This is a genomic window from Nocardia sp. NPDC055053, assembly GCF_053608285.1.
This window is the reverse complement of record NZ_JBSGVD010000006.1, coordinates 161,765-176,416: the sequence shown is the minus strand read 5'-3', so window position 1 is coordinate 176,416 and position 14,652 is coordinate 161,765. Positions and strand designations below refer to the sequence as shown.

The window sequence follows — 14,652 nt, the reverse complement described above, 5'->3', positions numbered from 1 at the left end:
CCATTCTGCTAGTTCTGGACCGGCTGTGGCGGAGTGAAACGCGTTGTGCGCGTCATTCCGGCAGCTCGGCCCTTCTCCGCTATGACCTGCGCCATCTTCGCGCTGGCCTCATCGATCATTTCATCGCCCAGCATGACGGCGCCGCGCGCGCCGCCCGCTTCGGACGTGTGGAAGGCATAGGCCTCCAGGATCAGCTCGGCGCGGTCGTAATCGCTGTGGCGCGGACTGAAGATCTCGTTGCACGCGTCGATCTGGTCGGGGTGCAGCACCCACTTGCCGTCGAAACCCAGTGCGGCGGTGCGCCCGGCCGCCCGCCGGAACCCGTCGACATCGCGGACCTGCAGGTACGGACCGTCGATCGCCTGGATGCCGTGCGCGCGGGCGGCGAGCAGGATGGTCATCAGGATGTGGTGGTAGGCGTCGCCGACGTCGTAGCCCTCCGGCTGCTCGCCGACCACCAGCGTGCGCATATTGATACTGGCCATGAAGTCGGCAGGGCCGAACACCAGCGCCTGCACGCGCGGGCTCGCGGTCGCGATGGCGTCGATATTGCGCAGGCCCATGGCGTTCTCGAGCTGCGGTTCGATCCCGATCCGCCCGACCTCGAGCCCGCTCGCCTTCTCCAGCTGGGTCAGCAGCAGATCCAGCGCCTGTACCTGACTCGCGTCGGTCACCTTGGGCAGCAGGATCGCGTCGAGCACCGCGCCCGCGCCCTCGACCACGGTGATCACATCGGCGTAGGTCCACTCGGTGGTCCAGTCGTTGACCCGGACCACCCGCAGCTGCGATCCCCAGCCCGGTTCGTTCAGCGCGGCGACGATATTCGCCCGCGCCGCGCTCTTGGCGCCGGGCGCGACGGCGTCCTCGAGGTCGAGAAAGACCTCGTCCACCGGCAGGCCTTTGGCCTTGGCGATCATCTTGGGGTTGCTGCCGGGGACGGCAAGCACTGATCGGCGGGGCTTCATGGGCTCCTCCTCGTGTGGCCTAGCCTGAGGGTCATGGCAACCACCAGGGTGTACGTCGCCCGGCTCGCCGGTCTGACGGTGCTGGGTCCGGACGGCGAGTCTATCGGCCGGGTCCGCGACGTCGTCGTGGCCGTGCGGCACGGGCGCCAGCAGCCGCGGGTGCACGGCATGGTCGTCGAATTGGTCACCCGGCGGCGGATTTTCGTGCCGATGCTGCGGGTGACCGCGATCGAGCCGGGCATCGTCACCCTGAACACCGGCACCGTGAGCCTGCGGCGATTCGCGCAGCGCCCCGGCGAGCTGCTGGCCATGGCCCAGATCGTGGACTCCCAGGTGCGGGTGAACGATCCCGGCCTGCCTGATCTGAACGGCATCGATGTCTACGTGGCCGATCTCGGCATCGAGCAGACCAGGACCAGGGATTGGGTGGTCGGCCGGGTCGCCGTGCGCGGGCATCGCCGGATCGGGCGCCGCCGCACCGTGCACGTGGTCGACTGGTCGCAGGTCGAGGGCATAACACCCGCCGTGGTCGGCAGGCCGGGTCAGGACGTCACCACCCTGCTCGAACAGTTCGAGGGGCTGCGCGCCGCCGACGTCGCCCACCGGTTGCGCGAGCTGCCGGAGAAGCGCCGCATCGAGGTGGCGATCGCCTTCGACGACGAACGCCTCGCCGATGTCGTCCAGGAGCTGCCCGACGACGACCAGGTCGATCTGCTCGGCCATCTCGAGGTGCGCCGCGCCGCCGACGTACTCGAGGCGATGGACCCCGACGACGCCGCCGACCTGCTCGGCGAACTGCCCGAGAGCGAAGCGGAATCGCTGCTGGCCCTGATGGATCCGGAGGAATCCGAGCCGGTCCGCAGGCTGCTGGCGCACTCCCCCGACACCGCGGGCGGTCTGATGACGCCGAAACCGATCGTGCTCAGCCCGTCGACCACCGTCGCCGAGGCGCTGGCCCGGGTCCGCGACCCCGATCTCACCCCGGCCCTCGCCTCGATGGTGTTCGTCGTCCGGCCGCCGACAGCGACCCCGACGGGACGGTATCTGGGCTGTGTCCACATCCAGGTGCTGCTGCGAGAACCGCCGGCGCACCTGGTCGGCGGCATCGTCGACACCGACCTGTCGCCGCTGTCACCGGATCTGCCGCTGTCGGCGGTGACCCGCTACTTCGCCACCTACAACCTGGTGTGCGGTCCGGTCGTCGACGCGGAGAATCATCTACTCGGCGCGGTCACCGTCGACGATGTCCTCGATCACCTGCTGCCCGAGGACTGGCGCGAAGAAGAGGAGCCACCGTCCGCCCATGCCGAGGCGAGCATGCTCCGTGCGGAGGGAGGCGCGTCGTGAGTGAGAAGAACCCGGCCCGTCAGCGGCTGGAAACGCCGGTCGGCTCGCGCTTTTCCCTCGACTGGGATTCCGAGGCGTTCGCGAGCAGCAGCGAGAAGGTCGCCCGGTTCCTCGGGACGGGACGATATCTGGCGATCCAGACGGTGGTCGTCATCGTGTGGATCATCCTCAATGTGTTCGTGGTCGCGCTGCGCTGGGACCCGTACCCGTTCATCCTGCTCAACCTGGCGTTCTCCACCCAGGCCGCCTACGCGGCGCCGCTGATCCTGCTGGCCCAGAACCGGCAGGACAACCGCGACAAGGTCTCCCTGGAAGAGGACCGCAGCCGGGCGGCACAGACCAAGGCCGACACCGAATTCCTGGCCCGCGAGCTGGCCTCGCTGCGCCTCGCCGTCGGCGATGTCGCCACCCGCGACTACCTGCGCCGCGAGCTCGAGGAGATCAAGGAGGTGCTCGACCGGATCGACGCGGTCACGACACCGGACGGCGCGCCGAAGACGGACAAAAAGCGAAAAGCCATCCGCAAGAAAACCTCCGGTCAAACGCCCTCTCCTGCCCCGGTTTCGCCAGGTGATTCAGACGAGTAACCGGAAATGCTCTACAACTACCTGACCGGTAGGTAACCTGGATCACGTTGTTCCGGGCGGGCCGGAGGGGGACTCTGCGGCCCGCTGCTTCGACGTAAAGGGTTGGTGTGGCCGTGCGAATCTCTGCTCCGATAACGATGTCGGCCCTTGTCGTCGCTGGACTCGTCGCCTCCGGGTCGACCGTGCAGACCGCGACTCCCAGCACCGCGCCGACCGCGCCGGAAGCGCTGCTGGCCGCGACGGCGAGCACCACCGAGGACACCCCAGCGACCGATCCGTCCGAGATCGTCGGCCTGCTGCCGATCGCGCAGGAGGCGCCGCGCAAGCTGCGCGCGCTCACACCGTCGGCGAACAACCTGGCGCCTTTCGCCGGAACCGTTCCGCTGCACAGCATTTCGCTACCAGCCGGCAGCGGCGCGCTGGGCATCCCGGAGATCGTGCTCGCCGCCTACCGCAATGCCGAACTGGCGATGGAGACCGCGCAGCCGGGCTGCGGGCTCACCTGGAACCTGCTGGCGGGCATCGGCCGCATCGAATCCGGGCACGCCAGCAGCGGCCGCACCGACGCGGCGGGCACCTCGACCACCCCGATCTTCGGCCCGGCGCTCGACGGCACACTGCCGGGCAACGAGATCATCAAGGAAGCCGACGGCGGATTCGTCCGCGCGGTCGGCCCCATGCAGTTCCTGCCGAGCACCTGGGCGCTGTACTCCGCCGACGGCAACGGGGACGGCACGGCCGATCCGCACAATGTCTTCGACGCCGCGCTCGCCGCGGGCAAGTACCTGTGCTCGGGTGGCATGAACCTGCGCGAGGCGTCCCAGGAGCTGCGGGCGGTGCTGCGCTACAACAACTCGATGTCCTACGCGGCCAATGTGCTGAGCTGGTCGGCGGCGTACAGGACCGGTGGCGCGCCGAGCCAGGTGACCATCTCCCCCGACATCGTGCCGCCGGGCAGCGCGCCGCTGGTCTCGCCCAACGTGCTGGCCGCCGCCACCGACGCGCCGGTCACCGCCGCGCCGCCGTCGACGACCAATCAGCTGCCGCCGAATACACCGAAGGTCACCACGCCGACGCAGGTGATGATCACGCTGCCCGGCCTGCCGCCGATCCCCTGCGGCATCTTCTGCCCCGCGCCGGTGGCCCCGGCGCCCGAGGTCTGCGTGAGCGACCCGGTGCCCGCCCAGATGCCGAACCCGCTCGTGGAGGAGAAGCGCCCGGTCGAGCAGACCTACGGTGCCGCGGCGCCGAAGGATCCGGCACAGCCCGAGCAGCAGGCCACCGCGCCCGTGTGTACGCCCGCCGCGACCGGCGAGCCAGCACCCGCCGAGGCGCCCGCGCCCGAGGAACCGGAGAAGACGCCCGAACCGGGCATCGCGCCGACCGAGGAGCCCGCGCCCGCCGAGGCCGCGCCCGCAGAGCCCGCCCCCGTGGCGCCGACCCAGCAGCCCGGGATCACGCTGCCGTTCAACATCGTCATCCCGCTGCCGCCCGCCCCGGCAGCCCCGTAGAAATCAAACCGATATTCAGATCACAGAGGGGTAACAAAAAGGTCTCGGGTGCGGTAATCTCTTCTCATCCAACACGGTTGAGGAGGGCACCACACAGTGGGTCGTCATCGGAAACAGCCTGCTACGACGGTTCGCCGTAGCTCGCTCATCGCATTGACCGGATTGGTCCCCGCCGGACTCGTGGCCGTTACCGCCGCGGCCACCGACGCGACGACCATCGCAAGCACGGCGGCCGTCGAGCACGACCTGCCCGGTGTCGAACCGGAGGTTGCGTCCGAGCTCGTCTCGGCACCCCAGGCCGACATCGCCGAGGTCGCGCACGCGGAGGCTCGTCAGTCACCCTCCGCCGACCCGGTGGTGAAAACCGTTGCGCTGCGCGATGATCGGGCTTCCTCCGATCTCCCCGCAGGCCCGCTCGGCATTCCCGGTATCGCGGTCGCCGCCTACCAGACCGCCGAAGAGCAACTGGCCGTGGAGAATCCGCACTGCGGGATGTCCTGGTCGCTGCTGGCAGGCATCGGCCGCGTCGAATCCACCCACGCCTACGGCAAAGCCGACGCCGACGGCAACCCGATCAAGGCCGTCTACGGTCCGGTCCTCGACGGCAGCCTGTACGGCAACAACGTCATCTACGACAGCGACGGCGGCGAGCTCGACGGCCTCGGCGGCTACGACCGCGCCATCGGCCCCATGCAGTTCCTGCCCGAGACCTGGCACCGCTACGCCGCCGACGGCAACGGTGACGGCGTCGCCGACCCGCAGAACCTGTTCGACGCCGCCCTCACCGCGGGCCGCTACCTGTGCGACGGCGGACTGAACATGCGCGACCTGTCCCAGCAGTCCAAGGCGATCCTGCGCTACAACAACTCGATGGCCTACGTCGCCAACGTGATGGCGTGGTCGGGCTCGTACTCGAGCGGGCTCGCTCCCAAACCGTCGGATCTCCCCCGCATCTGAGGCACCGGTAGGGCCGCTGCCGAGTGGCGGCCAGGTCGGCCCCCGGCAAGGCGTGGTTGCACTGCGCGAGCCACTTATGTGAAAGTGCTCTGACATTCGCGCGGCGTCAGGTTCGCCGCCGGGACAGGGGGCTCGATGTCGGAGACTTTCAAGGTTGATCCCACCGCGGTGGACACGTTCGCCGCGAGTTTGAAGACACTCGCCGAAGCCAACGCGAATGTCGCGACCTATCTGGAGAAGTGGCTGGTCCTGGACAACACGGTGTGGGGCGACGGCGGGCTGATCCGGACCGGGCTGAGCGCCGTCGCCGAGGCGCACGGCAAACTGGCGCCGAACTACGCCACACTGGGCACACTCGCCGAGGCCGCGGCGACCGAACTGACCAAGGTGGCGCAGGTGTACCGCACCACCGACAAGGCGCTGGCCGATGAGCTGGACCGGACCTATCCCGCGGGTGGTCAGTCATGACGACTGCCCCGGCCGAGCACCTGACCGAGCCCGCGCTCGAGGATCCGCTCAGCGACAAGATCGAGTTCCTCATTACCTCCAACGCCGTCTCCCCGAGCTACTGGGTGAACACGTGGTGTGCAAGCGTTGTCGGCACCGACCCGCTCAAGTGGGTCACCAGCAAGATCTCCGGTGATTGGGAGGCGCTGCAGAAAGCCGGCAAGGCCGTGGAGAACCTCGCCGCCTACAGTTCGTCCTTCTCCGAATCGGTCAAGTCCGCCGCGGCCGCGGTCGACACGACGTGGGACGGAAACGCGGCGACGAGCGCCCAGTCCTATTTCACCGAGCTCACGGCCGCTATCTCCGCCCAGGTCGATCCGCTGAAGGACATGGCCGACGAAATCAAGCGTTTCGCCGAGTCCGCGTACCACATCTCGACAGCGATGAGTAACGCACTGCAGGCAGTGCTGGACTACGGCGCCATCGCCTTCATCGAGTGGGTCGCGGTCAGGGTCGCCGCCGCCTCCGGCGTCGGCATTGTCGCGACCGCGGCCCTGGTCGCCGCTGCCACCCTGACCACGCTCCAGGTCATCAAGGAATGGAACCTCCTGGTCCAGGGTTTCAACTCCGGGTACGCAGCCCTCGAAGGTATCGCCGGTGTCGGTTTCGGCGTGGTCGCTGTGGTCGAGAGTGCTGACTTGCCGGTACTGCCCACCGTGAACTACGACCACCCGGGAGCCTGAGTGAACGCGCCTGAGCCGATTCACGACCTGGCCCGCGGTGACATCGGAGTCTCACGGCAGCTGTCGAGAGCGCTGCGGGTACTGATGGACAACGCCACGGATCCGCAGTTGAAGAATCAGCTGCGCGGGATCCTCGAGGGGAAGGGCAGCGCCCACGACCTGCTGCACAGTGAGGCTTTCAACCGGGTTGCCGATCAGACGATGCCCGCCGCGATGGCTCAGTTCGCCGGTATGTCGGATGAGCAGCGGCAGCGGCTGGCAGAACAGGGCGAAGCGGACTTGCTGCGACTCAGGTCGCAGCCGGTCGCGGACGAGCTCGGGTCGGAGCCGGTCGCGGACCAGCCGCCCCCATCGGCGCCCGCACCGGCTGCGAGCACTGTGGTTCCCGGAACCCGCAGGCCCAACCGCGAGCGCATTGTCACCCCGGATGACGAGGACGACGACGACCAGTATTTCCGCGAACGAAACCAGCGGGGCTGGCTGTCATGACATCCCGGCAACAGGTCGTTTTCGACACCGAGGTCAACCCGGACTGGCTACCGATCTTCACCACGCCGGGGCCCATGGAGCTGGTGCTGGCCGAGCGGATGCCCGAGGTGTGTAGCGAGCACGGACTGCCTGCCATCGGACATCGTGACTTCGCGGTGAATTCCGCCGGGCCACTCTCGGAATTGCCGACCGCGCGGCTGCTGGTGAAGTCCGCGGTGCCGTTCTTCCAGCAGGACCCGGTAGTGGCGAGGCTCAGATTCTCCTGCCCGGTCTGCGAATTCTGCCGACAGGAGATCAGGCGGTCCCGCTGGATCACGCTGGCAGCTCTGCTCGTGGTGGCGCTGACGATCGCGGCACTTGTCACCGCGGTGTCGCTCGAGCTGAGTCAGTTCTACATACCGTTGGGGTTCGCCGTTGTGCCCGGATGTATGCCGCTCGCCTTGATGGTGGCTTTGCTGGCATGGTGCCGATCCGGGTTCTTCGCGGACGTGTGGATGAACCAGGACGCGGACCAGTTGATCGTTTCCGCGCACCCGGATTTCGCCGCCGCGGTCGAGCGGAACCGGGCCGAGACGCGGTGAACAGCGCCTATCAGCCCCAGGACCGTGCTCGAATTGCCGGCAGCATAAAATCGGGCATATGCCAGTGATGACGGAAGCGGATGTGCGGGCGGCGCTCGCGAAGGTCGACGATCCGGAGATCCGCAAGCCGATCACCGAGTTGGGCATGGTCAAGTCGATCGCCATCGCCGACAGCGGTGATGTGCACGTCGAGGTGTATCTGACCACGTCCGGCTGCCCGTTGCGGACCGAGATCGTCCAGCGCGTCACCAAGGCCGTCGCCGACGTGCCCGGCGCCGGTGCGGTGACCGTCGACCTCGACGTGATGAGCGACGAGCAGCGCACCGAGCTGCGCAAGTCGCTGCGCGGCGATTCGGCCGAGCCGGTGATCCCGTTCGCCCAGCCCGGTTCGCTCACCCGCGTGTACGCCGTCGCCTCCGGCAAGGGCGGTGTCGGCAAGTCCAGCGTCACCGCCAACCTGGCCGTCGCGCTGGCGCAGCGTGGCCTGTCGGTCGGTGTGCTCGACGCCGACATCTACGGCCACTCGATTCCGCGCATGCTCGGCACCGACGCCCGCCCGACCCAGGTCGAGCGGATGATCATGCCGCCGATGGCATACGACGTGAAGATGATCTCGATCGCGCAGTTCACCCAGGGCAACACGCCCGTGGTGTGGCGCGGTCCGATGCTGCACCGCGCGCTGCAGCAGTTCCTGGCCGACGTCTTCTGGGGCGACCTGGACGTGCTGCTGCTGGACCTCCCGCCCGGCACCGGCGATGTGGCCATCTCCATCGCCCAGCTGATCCCCAGCGCCGAGATCCTGGTCGTCACCACCCCGCAGATCGCCGCCGCGGAGGTGGCCGAGCGCGCGGGCGCGATCGCCCTGCAGACCCGGCAGCGGATCGCGGGCGTGGTGGAGAACATGTCCTGGCTCGATCTGCCCGACGGCTCCCGGATGGAGCTCTACGGCTCCGGCGGCGGCCAGGTCGTCGCGGATCGCCTGACCCGCGCGGTCGGCGCGACGGTGCCGCTGCTCGGCCAGATCCCGATCGAGCAGGCCCTGCGCGAGGGCGGCGACGAGGGCAAACCGATCGTGCTCACCGACCCGGACAACCCGGCCGCCAAGGCCCTGCGCGAGGTCGCCGACAAGCTGGCCGTCCGCAAGCGCGGCCTGGCGGGCATGTCCCTCGGCATCGATACCACGCGGCACTTGTAGCGGGTGCCCATGGGCCGGCACCTGATCTCGCCCGCACATGGGTAACTCACCGGGCACGGGCTGACACGACCCGACTGCTCGCCACCGGCCGCCGACACAAACGACCCCGCACCTGAGTCCGGCCTGAATTCTCGGGGAGGCGGAACAGTAGGCTGGCAGGGTGCTTACGCTGCTTCTATACGTGCTCATCGTCGGGTTGGTGGCGGCCATGCTGTTCCTCCTGGCGAGCGCCGTGTTCGGACGGTCAGAGGAACTCGGCCCGTTACCCGAGGGCACGACGGCCACGGTGCTGCCCGCGCAGGCCGTGACGGGGGCCGATGTGCGCGCGTTGCGGTTCCAGCAGGTAGTGCGCGGATACAAGGCCGGTGAGGTCGACTGGGCGCTGGGCAGGCTGGCCGAGCGCATCGACGAACTCGAGCTGGAGCTGGCACAGGTACGCCAGTGGCAGGCTCAGGTGGCGTCCGGTCAGGACCGGCCGTGACCGAGCTCGACGACGGGCTCATCCGCTGCCCGTGGTCGACCGGCTCCCCGCTCTACCGCGACTACCACGACACCGAGTGGGGCAAGCCGCTGCACGGTGACGACGCCCTGTTCGAACGGCTGTGCCTCGAGGCGTTCCAGTCCGGGCTGGCCTGGATCACCGTCCTGCGCAAGCGCCCGGCGTTCCGGGCCGCGTTCGCCGGCTTCGAGATCGCGAAGGTCGCCGAGTTCGGTGACGACGACCGCGCCCGGCTGCTGGCCGACGCGGGCATCGTCCGCAACCGCGCCAAGATCGACGCGGTGATCGCCAACGCCAAGGTTGCCCGGGACCTGCCGGTGAGCCTCAACGAGCTGCTGTGGTCCTTCGCGCCCGCGCCACGCCCGCGCCCGGCGGCGATCGCGGATGTGCCCGCCACCACACCCGAATCCATTGCTCTGGCAAAGGAATTGAAGCGCCGGGGCTTCGCTTTTGTGGGCCCGACGACGGCGTATGCCCTCATGCAGGCGACCGGGATGGTGGACGATCACCTGGAGGTTTGCTGGGTGCGCGCGGCCCAGAACGGAACCGACTCGGCAGTCACATTTCGTACTCAGGTGTCCGCCCGAGACGGCAATAGGGAAGAATAGGACCGGTGTGGCCCGCCGAACACCCGGCGAGCCAGAGAACAGGTGCGCACTCGACCGCGCAGATCTGGAGGGAGCAGAGGATGGCGGCCATGAAGCCCCGTACCGGGGACGGTCCCCTCGAGGCAACCAAGGAAGGTCGTGGAATCGTCATGCGGGTTCCACTCGAGGGTGGCGGGCGTCTGGTCGTCGAACTCACACCGGACGAGGCTGCGGCGCTCGGTGACGAGCTGAAGAGCGTCACCAGCTGACCGCACTCACCGAGGTGGCCGCACTCCTGGCCTGCCCGGAGTGCGGAGACGAACTGCAACCGCGCGAACGCGCGCTGCGCTGCGGTACCGGACACAGCTTCGACATCGCCCGACAGGGCTATGTCGGGCTGTTGACCGGCGCGTCGACGAAGATGACCGGCGACACCGCCGCCATGCTGGACGCCCGCGCCGCCTTCCAGGGCGCCGGGCACTTCGCGCCCATCGCCGCGGCGATCGCCCAGGCTTTCGGCGCCACGACCCCGGGCTCCACGGACATCATGAGCTCGGACCGCGCCGTAGTGCCCCACAACGGCCCGGCCGCGGCTCACACCCCGTCTGACACGAGCGCGGTGCTCGAGGTCGGCGCGGGCACCGGCTACTACCTCGCCGCTCTGCTGGACGCCGCGCCGGAGTCGGCCGGCATCGCCTTGGACGTGGCCAAACCGGCCGCCCGCAGAGCCGCTCGCGCGCATCCGCGGATGGCCGCGGTACTTGCCGACGCGTGGCGCGGTCTCCCGATTCGCGACGGCGCTCTCGCCGGTGTCCTCTCGGTCTTCGCCCCGCGCAACCCGGCCGAGGTCGCCCGGGTCCTTGCGCCTAGCGGCCGCTTCGTTGTCGTCACCCCCACCGCCCGTCACCTGAACGAGCTGGTCGGCCCCCTCGACATGGTCCGCGTCGACCCCGACAAGGACCGCCGTTTGGCCGATTCCCTCTCGGGCTCCTTCACCCGCACCACCCACACCCTCGTCGAGTTCCCGATGAAACTCGCCCGCGCCGACGTCACGAACGTCATCGCGATGGGCCCGTCCGCCTTCCACGGCACCCCCGCCGACGATCCCCGTATCGCGGATCTGCCGGACATCACCGAGGTCACCGCGTCGGTGACGGTGTCGGCCTACGTCCCGACCTGATCGACTACCGCAGCACGCTCCGGTACACCGCCAGGGTCTGCTCGGCGATCCGCGCCCAGTCGAACTCCGCGATCGCCCGCGCCCGTCCTGCCTCGCCGTAGCGGAGCGCCAGGGCCGGGTCGCCTGCCACCGCGTTCACCGCCGCGGCCAGGCCGTATTCGTACTCTTCCGTTTCGGTGGCGTCGTAGTGCACAAGCCGTCCGGTGACCCCGTCGTCGACGACCTCGGGGATCCCACCCACATCGGAGGCCACGACCGCGGTCGCGCAGGCCATCGCCTCCAGATTGACGATGCCGAGCGGCTCGTAGACCGAGGGACAGACGAACACCGCTGACGCGGCCAGGATCTGGCGGACCTGCTCGGTCGGCAGCATCTCCTTGACCCAGAACACATTGCCGCGCTTGCGTTGCAGCCCGTCGACGGCGGCAGCGACCTCGAGTTCGAGTTCCCTCGTGTCGGCGGCGCCCGCGCACAGCACCAGCTGGATATCGGGGTCGAAATCCGCGGCGGCGGCGAGCAGATGCCCGACGCCCTTCTGCCGGGTGATCCGCCCGACGAACGACACGATCGGCCGGTCGGCGCGCACCCCGAGCCGCTCCAGGACCGGCATCTCCTCGCCCGTAGGCGGACCGGGATGCCAGATGCCCGCGTCGATGCCGTTGTGCACCACATGAACCCGCTCCGGGTCGATCGCCGGGTAGGCGTCGAGCACGTCGTGGCGCATGCCCTCGCTCACCGCGATGACGGCGTCGGCGTACTCCATCGCATTGCGTTCCGACCACGACGACAGCCGGTATCCGCCGCCGAGCTGCTCGGCTTTCCACGGCCTGCGCGGTTCCAGCGAATGCGCGGTGAGCACATGCGGAATCCCATAGAGCGCCGCCGCGAGATGACCAGCCATTCCCGCGTACCAGGTGTGCGAGTGCACCACCTCGACCGCACCCACCGCATCGGCCATCCGCAACTGCGCCGACATCATCTGCAGCGCGGCATTGGCGGCATAGAGCTCGGGATCAGGCCGATGAACGACGGCGCCATGGCGCGGCGCGCCCATGCAATGCACCGTCACCTCACACAGCTTCCCCAGCCTGGCGGTGAGCTCGGTGACATGCACACCGGCCCCGCCATACACCTCCGGCGGATACTCCCGGGTCAGCATGGCGACTCGCACCGATCCCGCCGGCGCCTGCTCGCTGTCGGTGCCAAAACTCACTGGTCCAAATTAGACCCTCGGGTCGACATGGGCCACCGTGGTGGCGCCCAGCCTGTACTTTGACAGGGTGAGGAGCCAGCCGCACGTACTCGGGATCGTGCTCGCCGGTGGCGAGGGCAAGCGCCTATTTCCGCTCACCGCCGACCGGGCCAAGCCCGCGGTTCCTTTCGGTGGGGCGTATCGGCTGATCGACTTCGTCCTGAGCAATCTCGTCAACGCGGGGTATCTGCGCCTGTGCGTGCTCACCCAGTACAAGTCGCATTCGCTGGACCGTCACATCTCGCAGACCTGGCGGCTGTCCGGCTTCACCGGCGAGTACATCACTCCGGTGCCCGCACAGCAGCGGCTCGGCCCGCGCTGGTACACCGGCAGCGCCGACGCGATCATGCAGTCGCTCAACCTGATCTACGACGAGGATCCCGACTACATCGTCGTCTTCGGCGCCGACCACGTGTACCGGATGGACCCGGAGCAGATGGTCGCCAGCCACATCGCTTCCGGCGCGGGCGTCACCGTCGCGGGCATCAGGGTGCCGCGCAGCGAGGCGAGCGCGTTCGGCTGCATCGACTCCGACGAGTCGGGCCGGATCACCCAGTTCCTGGAGAAGCCCGCGCACCCGCCCGGCACGCCCGACGATCCGAACATGACGTTCGCGTCGATGGGCAACTACGTGTTCACCACCCGCGTGCTGGTCGACGCGATCCGCTCCGACGCCGCGAACTCCGACTCCGACCACGACATGGGCGGCGACATCATCCCGGCGCTGGTCGCGGCGGGCAAGGCCGCCGTCTACGACTTCGCCGACAACGACGTGCCCGGCGCGACCGAGCGCGACCGCGGCTACTGGCGCGACGTCGGCACCATCGACGCCTTCTACGAGGCGCACATGGACCTGGTCTCGGTGCATCCGGTGTTCAACCTCTACAACAAGCACTGGCCGATCCGCGGCGCCGCGGAGAACCTGCCGCCCGCCAAGTTCGCCCGCGGCGGCCTCGCCCAGGAATCGATCGTCGGCGCGGGCTCGATCCTGTCGGCGGCCACGGTCCGCAATTCGGTGCTCAGCTCGAACGTGATGATCGACGACGGCGCCACCGTCGAGGGCAGCGTGCTCATGCCCGGTGTCCGGATCGGCAAGGGCGCGGTGGTGCGCCACGCCATCCTGGACAAGAACGTGGTGGTCGCCGAGGGCGAAATCATCGGCGTCGACCTGGACCGCGACCGCGAACGGTTCGCCGTCAGCAACGGTGGCGTGGTCACCGTCGGCAAGGGGATCTGGGTCGGTTAGCTCTGCCGTCGGCGGCTGGCGCCGCGGGTTCGGGCCCTCGTAACCTCAGTCGGCGGCTGGCGCCGCGGTATCAACCGCGCGAGGCGCAGAGCAGACCGTCACCGATCGGAATCAGCACACTGGTGAGCTCGGGATTCTCCGCGATCGCCCTGGTCGCCGCCCGCACCGCCTGGGTGGCCGGATCGCGCTGGCTCTGATCGGGGACGCGACCGCCGAGCAGCGCGTTGTGCAGGATGATCGCGCCGCCCTCGCGCAGCAGCCGGACACCCTGCTCGACGTAGAGCGGGTGCTCCATCGGGGCCGCGTCGACGAAGACGAGGTCGTAGGCGCCGTCGGCGAGCCGGGGTAACACGTCGAGCGCGCGGCCGTTGATGAGCCGGGTGCGCGCAGGCGGGATCTCGGCGGTGCGGAAGGCCTCCTTGGCCGCGCGCTGATGCTCGGGTTCGGAGTCGATCGTGGTGAGCGTGCCGTCCTCGCGCATGCCGTCGAGCAGCCACAACCCGCTGATCCCGGCGCCGGTGCCCACCTCGACGACCGCGCGGGCGCCCAGCATCTGCGCGTACATGCTCAGCACGGCGCCGACGGAAGCGGGCACCGGAACGGCGCCCAGCTCGGTGGCCCGCTCGCGCGCATCGAGGAGGACGTCGTCCTCGACGACGGACTCCTCCACATAGGCCAGGTTCCGCTCCACGTTCGATGCCACAGCTAAGAGGCTAGGCCACCGAAGGGGTCTGTGTACTCAGCGAATGCGCCGGTTCGACGATGTGTCGCACACAGATCAAACAATTGCCAGAAGTTTGCGGAAAGGTCACGAAAGGCCTGGAACTGCTGGTTTTCCCTTGCCGGCGGGGTTAGGGTCGGCACGGGCGAGGATTCTCAGGACACACTCAGGATCTCCACATCTGACCCATATCGGGACAGGAAATAGTTGCCCTACGCAAGGCCAGCCGATCGCGGCGGGCACGAGACGCGGGAACAACCTCACACAGTTGCTGGTTGATTCCGATAGCAAGGTTCGTCGACCCGGACCGGCGAGGTTTCGTGCCAGCGGTCCCGAGTAGGAGGT

The 14,652-nt window shown here is 68.7% G+C and carries 17 protein-coding genes; 14 read left to right on the top strand and 3 right to left on the bottom strand.

Annotated features, from left to right (window positions below):
- Positions 1–8 precede the first annotated feature (8 nt).
- Positions 9–965: an HpcH/HpaI aldolase/citrate lyase family protein gene (locus tag ACWF82_RS08905; protein WP_452499456.1), complete on the bottom strand. Its 957-nt coding sequence runs from the start codon at positions 963–965 to the stop codon at positions 9–11.
- A gap of 33 nt (positions 966–998) precedes the next feature.
- Here ACWF82_RS08905 and ACWF82_RS08900 point away from each other — a divergent pair, with 33 nt between their 5' ends.
- From ACWF82_RS08900 to ACWF82_RS08840, 13 genes are all read left to right on the top strand, one after another.
- A complete protein-coding gene (locus ACWF82_RS08900) occupies positions 999–2,312 on the top strand; it encodes a magnesium transporter MgtE N-terminal domain-containing protein (protein ID WP_452499454.1) in 1,314 nt (437 codons plus the stop codon).
- On the top strand, positions 2,309–2,899 hold the full coding sequence (locus ACWF82_RS08895) for a DUF1003 domain-containing protein (protein WP_452499452.1): 591 nt from the start codon (positions 2,309–2,311) through the stop codon (positions 2,897–2,899). The genes ACWF82_RS08900 and ACWF82_RS08895 overlap by 4 nt, the downstream gene beginning before the upstream one ends.
- A 113-nt stretch (positions 2,900–3,012) precedes the next feature.
- Complete coding sequence (locus ACWF82_RS08890) at positions 3,013–4,410, top strand: lytic murein transglycosylase (protein WP_452499450.1); 1,398 nt, start codon at positions 3,013–3,015, stop codon at positions 4,408–4,410.
- A gap of 96 nt (positions 4,411–4,506) precedes the next feature.
- A complete protein-coding gene (locus tag ACWF82_RS08885) occupies positions 4,507–5,367 on the top strand; it encodes a lytic transglycosylase domain-containing protein (RefSeq protein ID WP_452499448.1) in 861 nt (286 codons plus the stop codon).
- A 135-nt stretch (positions 5,368–5,502) separates the two neighbouring features.
- A complete protein-coding gene (locus ACWF82_RS08880; protein ID WP_452499446.1) occupies positions 5,503–5,835 on the top strand; it encodes a type VII secretion target in 333 nt (110 codons plus the stop codon).
- Positions 5,832–6,557 carry a WXG100 family type VII secretion target gene (locus tag ACWF82_RS08875; protein WP_452499445.1) on the top strand — a complete coding sequence of 242 codons (726 nt, stop codon included), beginning with the start codon at positions 5,832–5,834 and terminating at the stop codon, positions 6,555–6,557. Before ACWF82_RS08880 ends, ACWF82_RS08875 begins: the two co-directional genes overlap by 4 nt.
- The gene (locus tag ACWF82_RS08870) at positions 6,558–7,046 is read left to right on the top strand and encodes a hypothetical protein (RefSeq protein ID WP_452499443.1); all 489 of its coding nucleotides are present in this window, start codon (positions 6,558–6,560) and stop codon (positions 7,044–7,046) included. It abuts the gene before it with no gap.
- Positions 7,043–7,627: a hypothetical protein gene (locus tag ACWF82_RS08865; RefSeq protein ID WP_452499441.1), complete on the top strand. Its 585-nt coding sequence runs from the start codon at positions 7,043–7,045 to the stop codon at positions 7,625–7,627. Before ACWF82_RS08870 ends, ACWF82_RS08865 begins: the two co-directional genes overlap by 4 nt.
- Positions 7,628–7,685: 58 nt before the next feature.
- Positions 7,686–8,822, top strand: a complete 1,137-nt coding sequence (locus tag ACWF82_RS08860; RefSeq protein ID WP_452499439.1) for an Mrp/NBP35 family ATP-binding protein — start codon at positions 7,686–7,688, stop codon at positions 8,820–8,822.
- A gap of 160 nt (positions 8,823–8,982) precedes the next feature.
- Positions 8,983–9,303, top strand: a complete 321-nt coding sequence (locus ACWF82_RS08855) for a DivIVA domain-containing protein (RefSeq protein WP_452499438.1) — start codon at positions 8,983–8,985, stop codon at positions 9,301–9,303.
- The gene (locus tag ACWF82_RS08850) at positions 9,300–9,929 is read left to right on the top strand and encodes a DNA-3-methyladenine glycosylase I (RefSeq protein WP_452499436.1); all 630 of its coding nucleotides are present in this window, start codon (positions 9,300–9,302) and stop codon (positions 9,927–9,929) included. The genes ACWF82_RS08855 and ACWF82_RS08850 overlap by 4 nt, the downstream gene beginning before the upstream one ends.
- A gap of 80 nt (positions 9,930–10,009) precedes the next feature.
- A complete protein-coding gene (locus tag ACWF82_RS08845) occupies positions 10,010–10,177 on the top strand; it encodes a DUF3117 domain-containing protein (RefSeq protein ID WP_011211259.1) in 168 nt (55 codons plus the stop codon).
- 14 nt (positions 10,178–10,191) lie between these two features.
- Positions 10,192–11,088: a putative RNA methyltransferase gene (locus ACWF82_RS08840; RefSeq protein ID WP_452499434.1), complete on the top strand. Its 897-nt coding sequence runs from the start codon at positions 10,192–10,194 to the stop codon at positions 11,086–11,088.
- A 4-nt stretch (positions 11,089–11,092) separates the two neighbouring features.
- On the opposite strand, the gene glgA is transcribed toward ACWF82_RS08840, so the two are convergent.
- The gene (glgA, locus tag ACWF82_RS08835) at positions 11,093–12,259 is read right to left on the bottom strand and encodes a glycogen synthase (protein WP_452499632.1); all 1,167 of its coding nucleotides are present in this window, start codon (positions 12,257–12,259) and stop codon (positions 11,093–11,095) included.
- Positions 12,260–12,368: 109 nt separating this feature from the next.
- Here glgA and glgC point away from each other — a divergent pair, with 109 nt between their 5' ends.
- On the top strand, positions 12,369–13,586 hold the full coding sequence (gene glgC / locus ACWF82_RS08830) for a glucose-1-phosphate adenylyltransferase (RefSeq protein WP_452499433.1): 1,218 nt from the start codon (positions 12,369–12,371) through the stop codon (positions 13,584–13,586).
- Between the two features lie 70 nt (positions 13,587–13,656).
- Here glgC and ACWF82_RS08825 read toward each other — a convergent pair whose 3' ends face one another.
- Entirely contained in the window at positions 13,657–14,289 is a 633-nt protein-coding gene (locus ACWF82_RS08825) for an O-methyltransferase (protein WP_189026380.1), read from the bottom strand.
- Positions 14,290–14,652: the final 363 nt, after the last annotated feature.